The organism is Marinobacter halotolerans, from assembly GCF_008795985.1.
GTDB classification, from domain to species: Bacteria; Pseudomonadota; Gammaproteobacteria; order Pseudomonadales; family Oleiphilaceae; genus Marinobacter; species Marinobacter halotolerans.
Genome location: NZ_VMHP01000002.1, coordinates 608,922 through 620,495, shown reverse-complemented (window position 1 = coordinate 620,495; position 11,574 = coordinate 608,922). Strand labels below are relative to the sequence as shown.

Sequence of the window (11,574 nt, the reverse complement as noted above, 5' to 3'; positions counted from 1 at the left end):
GTCAGGCCCCCTGCTCTGGTTTCTGGTTAACGGCGAGGGAAATACTGGCATAGCCCGCGTCCACACAGGTGGACATGATCTTTTTCAACAGATCATAGGGCAGCTCGCGGTCCGCCAGGATGGTGATTGGCCGACCGGCGTCAGGGGCCGGGCTACTCGCACGGGCCGACTGATAGTTAAGTTCTTCCTGCAGGGCAGGCTCTACTTTGCCATCAAAACTGCGGAAGCTATCCAACCCGGTGACCACCCGTCCGTTCACCAGGATGCTGTCATCAGTAACGATCAATGCCAGCACGTCAGCCGGCGGAGCCTCGGCTTTCGACTCGGGCAGCTTGATGGCGTTGTCCTGGTTGAGCACCTGCACATCCGAGGACGAATTCACCATCAGGAAGAACACCAGAATGGTAAAAATATCCATCAGGGAAACCAGATTCAATTTGCTTTGCTGTTTGCCGCGCTTGTAATGGCGCTTGATGCGTTTGGCTCTGGCAGATTCCTTCATGACGCCTCCACCCTTTCTGGCGCATCTCCGAGGGAGATTTCGGGAAACAGCTCGGCCTCTACCACATCACCGGCAACTACCGCGTCATAAGAGCGCACGGCGTCCATCACCGACACCAGCGTCTGATAGGGCGTATCTCCTGAGGGCATGATGGTCAGGTTGCGCTTGTCGGGCATGCGTCTTTTAAGCTCCTTCATGACCTGACCCAGCATTTCATAGTCGTGGACCGACTCTTTCTTACCGATGGCCTTGATGACACCGCCCTGGTTATCCGCAACCACAAGCTGGTCGTCAAAGATCATCACCTGAAGCTGAAGCTCTTTCGGTTGTTCGGTAGAACTGCTTTCGACATTTGGAAAATTCAGCTCCAACACGCTGGTGTGGGCGAATACCATATTCAGCAGCAATACCGGCACCAGAACGATCATCAGGTTCATGAACGGTGTTATATCCAGGTCGGTTTCGCTACGAAGCCGACGATGCTTGCGCCTCATGGACTGAGCTCCCTGATGTGAACTTTATGCCATGGACCCGGCAGGACTGGCGGGCTGTTCGTTCTGGGGTGCCTTAGCGGCAGCGGCCGGCTTGCCACCGGTGCCGTCGTTGATCAGGTTCAGCACCTTGATACCGGCCATCTCGAAGCTGTCGATAATCTCGTTGGTTTTGGTCTGCAGTACCGAATGAATCAGCAGAAGTGGAATCGCCGCCATCAGGCCGAACGCCGTGGTGTTCATGGCCACGGAAATGCTCTGGGAAAGCAGGCTGGCTTTCTGGGAGGGATCCGCCGACGCGACCGCCGTAAACGCCGCAATCAGACCGATAATCGTGCCCAGCAGACCCAGCAGAGTCGAGATATTGGCGAGGGTGGACAGGTACTGTGTGCGCTTTTCCAGGCGGGGCATGACCTCCAGCAGCCCCTCCTCCATCGCGTATTCAATCTCTTCACGGGACTGGCGACGGGCCAGGCGCTGGAGCCCGAAACCGAGCATGGATGCCATGGCACTGCCGGCCTCGTTGGCGTAGTTGAGAGCGCCCTTGAGATCCTTCTTGGAGATCATCTGATGCAGCCGGTTGAAATCCCGACGGTTGGTCATCTTCTGGGCAGAAAGGTAGATGTATCGTTCGGCGGCAACAATAACGCCAATAGCCAGTACAACGGCAATCGGGTACATGAAAAAGCCACCTTCCTGGAAAAAGCGAACGGCAGTTTCGATCATTATCTGGGCACTCCATAATCCATGAATGTTGTGAGTCTATTCGGCAACGGGAGAGTTTGGGGTAAGTTGGCGAAAAGGTTTGTAGCGGTTTGTGTTTGCATGCGCGGCTGCACAGAGCAAATGTGACACAGGTCTCATTCGGAGCGGCCTCCGACCTCGTCAGGCGCGGTTTCAGGCCGATTCAGTGCCTGAAAGTGCTCATGATAGCCGATAAGGCGCTGAAATTCGGCCCTTTCGAGTGGTCTGACAGGCCGCGCCAGCATCAGCTCCTCGTCCGGCCGGTCGAGAGATCTGGCCTCGGGCGGTTGCCAGGGCACCAGATAAAGCACCAGGGGTGCTTCCTGGCCGCCACGAATCCGCGCCCCTTCCAGGGTAATCACGTTGCTCTGGGCGGCGGCGATAACGGGCGTCCCTGCCATTACCACGGCAATCACAGAGGCTTTAAGAACATTCCACATGAGTGGGGCTCCCTAGATGCGGTTTTTGGCGTCAAAAATCCAGTCTTTCAGTCGCGGATGCGTTTCTTCCGCCGAAGCCTGATACTGCTCGTACAGGGGTAAGGCCTCACCTGGCCGGCCCAGATAGATGTCCAGAAGAATGGCGAGGTTCATAACCGCCGGAAGGTAATCCGGATCGGCGGCAAGGGCCTGACGGTAATATTTCTCGGCCTTTTCAAATTCGCCGTTTTCCCGCGCAATCACGCCCAGATGATTCAGCGCCGCAGTGTGAGACGGATCCAGTGCAACCACCTGCTCAAACAGTTTGCTGGCACGGGACGGCTCGTCGGCCTTCATGGCGAGTATCCCTAGATTGGCAAGCGGCCCCGTGCGCTCGGGGTATTGCTCATGAAGCGCTTCGAACTGCTCTTTTGCCACTCCATGATCGCCGCTCTTCATTGTTTCGACGGCCTGATCAAAGTCCTGCTGCAAAGCTTTCTGCCTCGCCTGTTCCCGGACCAACTCGGCGTCCTTCTCCGGGTCTGGCGTCGTTGCGCAGCCGGCAAGTAACAAAAACAGAGCCGGTAAGACACTCAGACGGGCGACCGCCAGTATCCTCTGTAACGGAATGGCCGGCAGGCTAATCCAGTTCATTGACAACTCCTGTCAGAATTTCGGGCTTGTCGTAACGACCCGGCAACAGTCGTTTTAGCGCCTCGAAACTGCGTTTTACCCACTCGTCGTAGATTCCGCTGCGGGTCCGGCTTGCGTTCTGCTCATGGATACTGATGGCGTTGTCCTCAAACGGGAAGGCCTGCTCTTCAAGCAACAACTCATACTGGGCCAGTTCCAGCTCGCTCAGACCGGTCGGCCGCTCGGAGGCCATCAGATCCTGACCCAGCCGACCGTAGATATGGGCGATCTGGTAGCCCGCTTCGGTGGCAAAAGAAGAAACGCCGTAGGATGAGGTTTTCTGGTAGGCCGCAACAGCCTCCTCCAGAGCTCTGACTTTTGCACTCATGCTCTGATTCAGTGGCAGGGTAAGCGCTATGCTGTTGTAGGCTTCCAGTTTTTCCCGGGCCAGAATCGCCGAGGCCTCTGCCGCCAGGTAACGCATGCGGTCATCCGCCTGAGCCGGCGCCTCATCGACGACAGCCATCTGTTGCGCCAGCCAGTAACGACGCCGGGAATCGTCACCAATCTTTTCGTAGAGTCCGGACAGGCTCTTTGCCGCCTCCATGTAGACATCTCGCGGCCGGGGATAGGTATTGGCATACAGGCGCCAGGTATCAATCGCCTTGGTCAGATTGCCCGCCCGTTCATACAGCTCCGCGGCAATCAGCAGGTTCTCGCGGCGCTCTTCGTCGGTTGTCGCCATGGCGAACAGACGGTTCAGCTCGTCACCGGCTTTCTCCCACTGCTCCGTCTCGCGATAGGCCAGCGCCAGTCGGGCTGGCAGGGTGTCTATCTGCTCGTGGTCAGGGTAGTCGGCCCGGAAGGCGGTCATCACGTTAATCGCATCCTGCCAGTGCTTCAGTTCCATCAGCAGGGTGGCGGCATCGTACAGGGCATTAGCGGTGAGCGCGGCGCTTGGCGCGACCAGTCCCACCCGCAGGAATTCGCTGACCGCCTCAGCTGTTTTGCCCGCCGCCGCCAGCGCTTCCGCCTGCCGGAACACCGAGGCGGCCAGGTTCTCGATCAGTCCGTCCCGACGGCTATCCTCTGGCGGCAAGGCCTGCAGGGCGTCCTGGTAGGCGAGTTCCGCGGCCGCATACTGGTCGAGTTCGAACAGGCTGTGAGCCTTGAGCAGGCGCGCCTCCGCCAGTAATCCGGCCCGGGGGCCGCGGGCGATTAACTGTTCACTCAGGTTGATCACTTGCTGGTAGCCCTGCTGGTCAAACCGGTACTGGATAGCGGTATACAGCACATCATCCGAACGGGGATCCAGGGGGAACGCGTTGGCGAAGCGCAAACGGTTCATCTGCTGAAATTCCGCGTAATCCCGGTACTGCTGCTCCGGCTCGGCCGGCCAGGTTTCGGCGTAGCGCTGATACGCCAGTACCGAGGCGTAGCCCGCCTCCCTGGCCCTGTCCGGAACCTCGCCCTGGTAGGGGAAGTCATAAGCGACCCGCTCAAAAGCTGCAATCGCTTCCGGCCACTGCTCCAGGGCCAGACGGGATTCACCCAGCAGGAACAGCATCTCCGGGGTTTGCGGATGCGTGGGGAAAGTGTCGGCAAACTCTTCATAGTAGTCCGCGGCTTCCCGGTAATGGTCCCTCGCCTTCTGCCCCTCACTGTCGGTTGCCAGCGCGTACTGGCGATTGGCCAATTCGGGAATCAGAGTTTCCAGCTGTTGCTGTATAAACTGAAGGGTATCTTCCTCTGCCTGGGGCCAGTAAACGCTGTAAAACCCGTAGTCACTGACAAACTGGGCCTTGCGGTCCACGATGGTGGTGGTAAACCCGGCCAGTTGAAGGGTTTCAATAATGCGTATGTGGTATCTGGGCGCCCACGGGCTGAAGGGCCGGGATTCGATGTAGCGCTCATACACGCTGATGGCATCGGAGTATTGCTCACGCTCCAGCAGTAGCTTGCTGTACCGGTCGTACACCAGCACTTCGTAGGCTTTCTCGCCGGCTTCCTCGAACAGAGCCTGAAGGGTATCGGCACCGTCCAGATAGGACAGCGACAGGCCGAATACCCGGAACAGGTCTTCCGTCAGGGTCTGGTACTGTTTTTCCACCGCCATCACGGAAGATTTTCCCGGCATTACAAGATCCAGCACCGCCATATAGCTCTGCAGGGCTGACCGGAAATCTCCCTGCTTGAACTGGCTCCAGCCGCGCATGTACTGGGCATTGACCAGAAAAGACTCACCCCGTCCGTCAGCGGAATTGGCGTTGATCACTTTCACAAACGCGTTTTCGGCCTCGGCGTAGCGATTCTCCCGAAACAGGATGTCGCCACGGCGGAACTGGGATTCCACCCAGAATTCAGAGTCCGGGTACTGCTCAACCAGGCGATCGAGCGAGTCAAGTTGCTGTTGGCGCATGCCACGCAGATCATAGGCGCGGGCAAGCTGGTACAGAATGCGGTCGTTGTTGGGCCGATCCGGATTTTCCGCAAGCAGCGCCTGGTAGGCTTCAATGGCGCCGGCCATTTCATCCACGGCGTTTTCGATCATTTCGGTTTCCGCCCGCTCGAACTCCAGGTCTGCCAGGCGGTGACGCACTTCCACGCGCTTGCCCGGGTCCTGAAGCAACGGCAACAGGGCCCGATAGCTTTCGGTAACCTGCTCCCGGGTCACTGCCGGGGGCAAGGTGGCGGCAGACCTATCTGGCAATGCAGCCGGTTCCAGGCTCGCCAGAGTTCCCGGTTTTGGCTCATTGGACCGGTCCCCGGAGAAAAGCCCGGACATTGACTGGCACCCGGCCAGCAAAGCGGTCAGCGCAATGGCGACGATCAGCCTAGTCATCTGCGCCCTCCCCGCCTTTGACCGCAGCACTGTTTTCCGGCCCTCTGGCATCAAGGAACAACCGGTCAGCAAGGCGGGCCTGTGCATGGCGGGAGGCCCGCAGATACCCGGCTATCTCCCGCCGCTGGGCGGCAAACTCGGATTTTACCTGCGCCAGCAATGATTGCCGGGTCTGGCTCAGTGCCTGGTCCAGCGCACTGTCCAACCGGTTCAGCTCCTGTCTTTTTGCAGCAATGCGTGCAGCGAACTCATCAAGCCGGGCGTCCGATGCCATTTCCTGTTCCATCAGGTCACGCTGACTGACAAAGGTGTCCATGGCCTCATCCAGTTGCCGCAGCTGTCGAACCGCGTCCCAACGATTGACGCCGTATTCGTCGGCCACCCACCAATCAAAGTAGGCTCGCATACGCTCATAGGTCTGGCGCTGTTCGCGGGTGCTTTCATCATCCGGAAGCGCTGTCAGCGTTTCTTCAACGCGGTCCAGCGTCTGACCAAGCTCCCGCTGACTCGCCGTCATGAAGAACGCGGCGTCCTCCTCGGCAGAGGCCTGTTCGATGCGGCGGCGGAATTCCGACTGGCGATCGACCCATTCATCCACATTCAAGGCAGCCAGCGCCTCCCGGGTTTCGCGGATGCGAACCTCGCGGCGCTCGCGTCGGGTGTCCAGCATGAAATCGAAAGAGGCCAGCTGCTGCCGCCACTGATCCAGGGAATCTTCCAGTCGATAGAGTTCGTGCAGATCCCGCAGGGCCAATTGGAAAGCCTCGCCGGACAACAGCTGGGCCAGGCTGAAATCCGCTGGTCGCACATCAACCCGGCCGTAGGCATCGGTAAGCACCGCGGATTCACCAAGGGAGGGCTGGGCGCTGCCGGCCCGGGGTTCATTCTGACCGGCCCGGACAAGTTCCAGTGCCTCAACCAGCCGGTTTTCGGTCAGGGAGGTTTGTTCTTCGGCCAAGCGCTGATCCAGCCTGAGATAATGTTCGGCAGCGGAACGGTAGGCCTCAAGCGCTGCCTGCGGCCGGTTCATCTGCTCGATGGTAAAGGCACGGGCATAGGGCACCTGCTGGAGCCAGGGTGTAAACAGTGGCCGATTCTGAAGGGTTTCCAGCGCCTGGAGTGCCAGGCCATTCCGGCCATCCCGGGAGGCGGCAACGGCGTAATCAAACAGCGCCTCGTCGGACAGCAGCCCATCCAGGGGAATATCGTCCAGTACGGCCATCGCCTGTTGATAGTCACCCTGGCCGAGGTACAGACGGCCCAGGGAAAGCCGCGCCTGCTGCTCCAGCGCCAGGCGCTCCTTTGCGGTCTCCGACGGTAATTCGTTTTCAGGCAGGGATTGGGCAATCAGCGCGGACAGGCCACCCACCGCCGCTTCCAGGTTCCCGTCCGCAAGGTACTTCACCGCACGGTTATAGCGAAGATACCAGCCCCAGACCGACTGCTCCGGCAGCTCTTCAATCAGATCGTCCAGGCGTCTGGCTGTGTCCGGCGCCGGTTTCTGCCGCAGCAGCAACTGTCCACGAAGATAAAGCCATTCGTGATAGAGCCCGGTGTCCGTATCCTGCAGCAGCTCACCGTCAACCCGCGCAAGGGCATCGGATGAGGCTTCGGCATCTTCCTCCAGCCAGAACACCTTGCCCAGATAGAACCAGGCCTGGTTCCGCGTGCTGACAGACACATCCGACTCATCCAGCAGACTGCGGAACAGCGTTTGTGCCTGCCGAGTCATACCATAGGCGAGCATCAGACCGCCCTCAACCAGCAACGGATGATCACCGTGACCGGCGATGCCACCTTCTGAATTGGCAACATTCAACCGGGTCAGCGCCTGAAAGAAATTGCCCTGGTGGTATTCATAGAGCGCCATGCCATAGCCGGTATCGCTGGCCCGCTGGGGCGGTTCCTGGGCACTCGCTCCGGCAACCGAATAGGCAAGCAGAGCGCCCAGCAGCCGCTTACGCCAGGCAACGGCCGGGTGCCGGAACGACTTACGCTGATAAAAACGACGAACAGCCACGACCAGAATCACTCCCACTCGACGATCGCCACTTCCGGCTGATAGTCAGATGAGCGGTCCTGGATGCGTACCTCCAGTGCGGCGGTGCCAGTGCCTTTCTCGAATTCCAGCGTTGCGGCCTGCTTGTACGCCCGGTTATCGGGGCCGATACCTTCCACAAAAACGGTTACCTGATGGGCGCCGGTTTTGAGATTGCCCATGTACAGGCGCTGCATTCCGCCGCGCTGAAGCGCTTTCACCTGGCGCTCGGTGTACAGATGCGACGCCACGGTGTCGTCGTCCAGTTTCAGCTTCACCGCATCCAGACTGAGAAACTTGCCGGTATCCAGGCTCAGGAAGACCGCAAACTGCGTACTGGCAGGAAACAGCAAATCCTCTTCCAGAATGAACAGGTCCCGGTTGAGGCGGATCACCTGTTTTTTCAGCTCCTCAACGCTCAGCGCCACCGAACCGCCGGAGTCCGCATCATCCGACTCCTGAGCCAGCGCTGGAGCGGACCAGAGCCAGCAGAGGGCGACGAAGAACGACAGCACCTGGAGCAATGGACGCATTTGAGAGTATTGGCGAATGATCATAGTGAAGTGTCCGGACCGGTCAGTATTCAAGAATCAGCGACGCGCGGGTAACAAACGCGTCGAATGCGTAAAGGGGTTCTTCACCGGGGAGATAATTACCCGGTGCCGTGACATCGCGGAAGTTGTCGTATTCGAAATCCAGCCAGTCGATCAGCAGGCTGGCCTGCAGGCGATCTATTCCCGGCAGGGAGGTCTGTTTCCACTCATAAACCAGGCCACCGCCGAGCGTAACTCCCGAAAACGAACTCATCTCCTTGTCCCGCGCCAGATGGGTCTGCGAGTTCTCGAAGGCGTAGAGGTCGCTGTAGAAATCCGCCTGATCCTGGTCGTAGTAACGGGCCTTGCCCTCCACGGACCAACGGGGGTTAAGGGCGTGAACATAGGCCACCTCGTAGGTGTGGCCGGTAATGCCCCAGGTATCGTTAAAATACCGGTATTCCGCGCGCACCGACGCCCGATAAGGCAGGTAGTAAAGCGCCCGGGCCGCGACGGAATAGCTGGTGCGGGTTTCCGGGTATCGCTCCGGCTGGTACAGGAAATTGGTGGAATCATTGGGGTCAATGTAACGATTCTGGCGATAAGGATTCTGCAGATAACCCTCATCGGTCACTACTTCCAGGTCCAGGCCCAGCAGACTGTTGGTGGTGATTACCTGGCTCAAGCCTAGCTGGTAGTTCCGGCGCTTGGCCTCGGCCTCAAAGGTGTCGTTGCCTCTTTCCCTGATTTCATCCCAGCCGTTGGCATATCCAAGAGTGACGGTCGACATGCCGCCGAAGAACTCCTGGGAAACGGAGAAGTAAACCGTGTTGGCTTCGTAGTCATTCTCCGTGCTGATGGTGTATCCCAGGCTCAGAATCGACCGGTCGTGCAGATAGTCGACGCCCGCCGTGTACTCTGTGCGTTCTTCCTCATACTCACTGGCAGTGGCAAGGACGTCCACAGACGCCGCCGACACCGAGTCCACGTAATACTGGCCCGATACCGACACCTGGGGCCCCACGCTCTTGCGCACCAGCACCGAAGGCCCGTCAATCAGCATCCCTCCGCCCTCGTAGCGGTGATAGAGCATATCCACCTTGTCCACCGGCAGCGTCGCGGCACTTGCCAGCTGACCGAAAAACACCAGAAGCAGAGCAAACCCGGCAGTGAAACCGGACCTGCACGGCCGATCAGTTACAACCACAACCACCCCCGGAACCGCCCTCGGAGCCGCGGGACGATTCCCGGGACTGATAGACGTGATGCATATAGGAATCGGCGTTGCCGTGTCGGCTCAGGCTCATGACCGGGTCCGCCAGCTTATCCCGCTCATAGGGTTTGACCCAGGGCTTGATATCGCTGCACCCGGCTGTACCCAATAGCATCAGGGCAGCCCCTAGCGCTGGCAAAACGGTTTTCAGAGTTCTGATCATGGCTTTTCTCCCCCCGGGGGCAGGCGGCGATTATTCGCGAACCAGCTGCCGGATCTGCGTTTCATAGTCGTCTTCGTAGCCGGGCTTGTAGCCGTAGTGCACGAAGCGCGCCTTACCGTTGCGATCAATCATCACGGTGGTGGGCATGGCCTGAACGTTGTACTGCTCGCTGACCCGGCTCTCCGGGTCGTACAGGATCGGATAGGACACCGGCACCTTGTCGAGAAAGCGATGGGCTTCTTCCCGGTTCTCGTCCACATTCACGGCCAGTACCGTGAAACCCAGATCCTTGTACTGCTCATAGATGTTGTCCATCAGCGGCATTTCCTGGCGGCAGGGACCGCACCAGGACGCCCAGAAGTTCAGCATCACCACCTGGCCACGGAAGTCCTCCAACCGCAGGTTCTCGCCGCTGCGGCTCTTCAGGGTGAAATCCGGGGCCGGTTCGTTCATTTCCTTGCCCTGGGTTACCGCTGCACCGCAAAGCAGTGCGACAGACAGAACAATTCGAAACATCAGGCTATTCATAGAAAACTCCTTCATCAGAAAAAGACGGACAGGCCGGCACTGACTTCCGTATTCATTGAGGTTTTTTCCTCACCCAACACGTCAATCCGGTACAGGTGCTCACGCACCGAAAGCTGCATGGCGATGCTGTCGGTCAGCAGCACCTGGTAACCGAAACCAGCGTTCGCCGTGAACCGGGTGTCGCCGGCAAACTCGGTGGCGCCGGCGCCAGCGATTACAAAGAAATTGGTATTGAACGCATAGTTCTCGGTCAGAAAGGCCTCGCCGGGCATCAGGTTGAAGCCGATGTTGACGTTGTAAAACCGGTAATCCCGCTCATCATCAGATAACACCTGAACATTGCCAGCCAGTTTCTCGAAGCTGGTCTCGCCACCCTCGGCAAAGCCCACGTTGGCCTCGAAGAAAAACCGCTCGCTCAGGTGATAGGTGAGCTTGCCGCCCCAGAGGAAAGAAGACTCGAAGTCTTCGATATTCAGAGTGCCGGTAAATGCGCCGATCTCGAAATTCTCGGTATCGATCAATGCCTCGTCCACCGGCCGGGGCTGAACATCCGGCTCGATCAGGGGGCGTTCGCCTTCCTGGGCAAAAGACAAGCAACTGATAGTCATAAGACCCGCCAACAGCGGACCTTTCAGAAGAAAATGCTTAATCCGATTTTCCATTCCAATGCTTCTTCGTTGGTGGCCCGGTTAGTGAAGATCTTGTAGTCCTTCACCTCTGCACGAATAAAATAATTGTCTGCGATGTAGGCGCGAACGCCCAGGCCCGCGTGGCCGATGCTGTTGTCCCGGTCTTCCGGCACCGCCAGCGTGGATTTCGGTTCAATGAAAATATGCCCGACGCCCAGAGTCATGAAAGGCGACACCCGCCATTCGGGAAACGGCTGATGCACGATGTTGGCGTTAAACATGCGGATTTCAGACGCACTGCCCAGTATCTGCGTGGCCCAGAGTTCGGCCGAAAGATTTTCGGTCATCATGAATCCGCCGTAGACGGCCGTAGACGCGGCTTCCTCAAACTGCCCCATCAAAAGCCCCACTTCCCAGCGACGGCTTTCGAAATCGTCAAACCGCGGCTCACTCAGTGCCACCTTTTCGCCGGTTTCGTCCACTGTGTCCTGTACATCACTGAGGTGAACCCAGCCTTCACGGCCCTTTTGATCATTCACTTTCAGCCAGGATGTCTTGCGCTTCAGAAGCGTCAGCCACTCTCCTTTTTCACTGGCATGAAAGACCGGGTAGCCAGCCGCCGGCCCGGTACGCCACTCGATAAAGGGTTTCACTACCTGAACCCGTGGCTGCGGCTCGTCCGCAACGCTCCAGGGCCAGTCCGCCAATACAGTTAGCGGTAAAAAGAGAAAAAACAGGCAAAAAGCAAATCGCATAGTCAGTTGGTTTACCTGTTGCCG

At 58.5% G+C, this 11,574-nt stretch carries 13 protein-coding genes; all 13 read right to left on the bottom strand.

Going from position 1 to position 11,574, the window contains the following annotated elements; translation table 11 throughout:
- Position 1 precedes the first annotated feature (1 nt).
- Positions 2–502 (bottom strand): ExbD/TolR family protein, encoded by a 501-nt coding sequence (locus FPL19_RS13155; RefSeq protein ID WP_150913003.1) that lies wholly within the window; start codon positions 500–502, stop codon positions 2–4.
- Complete coding sequence (locus FPL19_RS13150) at positions 499–996, bottom strand: ExbD/TolR family protein (protein ID WP_150913002.1); 498 nt, start codon at positions 994–996, stop codon at positions 499–501. The genes FPL19_RS13155 and FPL19_RS13150 overlap by 4 nt, the downstream gene beginning before the upstream one ends.
- 24 nt (positions 997–1,020) lie before the next feature.
- Positions 1,021–1,719, bottom strand: a complete 699-nt coding sequence (locus FPL19_RS13145) for a MotA/TolQ/ExbB proton channel family protein (protein ID WP_150913001.1) — start codon at positions 1,717–1,719, stop codon at positions 1,021–1,023.
- Between the two features lie 134 nt (positions 1,720–1,853).
- A complete protein-coding gene (locus FPL19_RS13140) occupies positions 1,854–2,177 on the bottom strand; it encodes a hypothetical protein (protein WP_225314423.1) in 324 nt (107 codons plus the stop codon).
- Positions 2,178–2,189: 12 nt separating this feature from the next.
- Positions 2,190–2,810 (bottom strand): tetratricopeptide repeat protein, encoded by a 621-nt coding sequence (locus FPL19_RS13135; RefSeq protein WP_225314422.1) that lies wholly within the window; start codon positions 2,808–2,810, stop codon positions 2,190–2,192.
- Entirely contained in the window at positions 2,797–5,631 is a 2,835-nt protein-coding gene (locus tag FPL19_RS13130) for a tetratricopeptide repeat protein (protein ID WP_150913000.1), read from the bottom strand. The genes FPL19_RS13135 and FPL19_RS13130 overlap by 14 nt, the downstream gene beginning before the upstream one ends.
- The gene (locus FPL19_RS13125; RefSeq protein ID WP_225314421.1) at positions 5,624–7,669 is read right to left on the bottom strand and encodes a tetratricopeptide repeat protein; all 2,046 of its coding nucleotides are present in this window, start codon (positions 7,667–7,669) and stop codon (positions 5,624–5,626) included. The genes FPL19_RS13130 and FPL19_RS13125 overlap by 8 nt, the downstream gene beginning before the upstream one ends.
- The gene (locus FPL19_RS13120; protein ID WP_225314420.1) at positions 7,660–8,226 is read right to left on the bottom strand and encodes an AraC family transcriptional regulator; all 567 of its coding nucleotides are present in this window, start codon (positions 8,224–8,226) and stop codon (positions 7,660–7,662) included. The genes FPL19_RS13125 and FPL19_RS13120 overlap by 10 nt, the downstream gene beginning before the upstream one ends.
- A gap of 19 nt (positions 8,227–8,245) precedes the next feature.
- Complete coding sequence (locus FPL19_RS13115; RefSeq protein ID WP_225314419.1) at positions 8,246–9,409, bottom strand: DUF3570 domain-containing protein; 1,164 nt, start codon at positions 9,407–9,409, stop codon at positions 8,246–8,248.
- Positions 9,396–9,638: a DUF4266 domain-containing protein gene (locus tag FPL19_RS13110; protein ID WP_150912999.1), complete on the bottom strand. Its 243-nt coding sequence runs from the start codon at positions 9,636–9,638 to the stop codon at positions 9,396–9,398. Before FPL19_RS13110 ends, FPL19_RS13115 begins: the two co-directional genes overlap by 14 nt.
- Before the next feature lie 30 nt (positions 9,639–9,668).
- Positions 9,669–10,166 (bottom strand): TlpA family protein disulfide reductase, encoded by a 498-nt coding sequence (locus FPL19_RS13105; RefSeq protein ID WP_150912998.1) that lies wholly within the window; start codon positions 10,164–10,166, stop codon positions 9,669–9,671.
- 14 nt (positions 10,167–10,180) lie between these two features.
- A complete protein-coding gene (locus FPL19_RS13100) occupies positions 10,181–10,774 on the bottom strand; it encodes an outer membrane beta-barrel domain-containing protein (RefSeq protein WP_225314418.1) in 594 nt (197 codons plus the stop codon).
- Between the two features lie 23 nt (positions 10,775–10,797).
- Positions 10,798–11,550, bottom strand: a complete 753-nt coding sequence (locus tag FPL19_RS13095; protein ID WP_150912996.1) for an SH3 domain-containing protein — start codon at positions 11,548–11,550, stop codon at positions 10,798–10,800.
- Between the last annotated feature and the right edge of the window lie 24 nt (positions 11,551–11,574).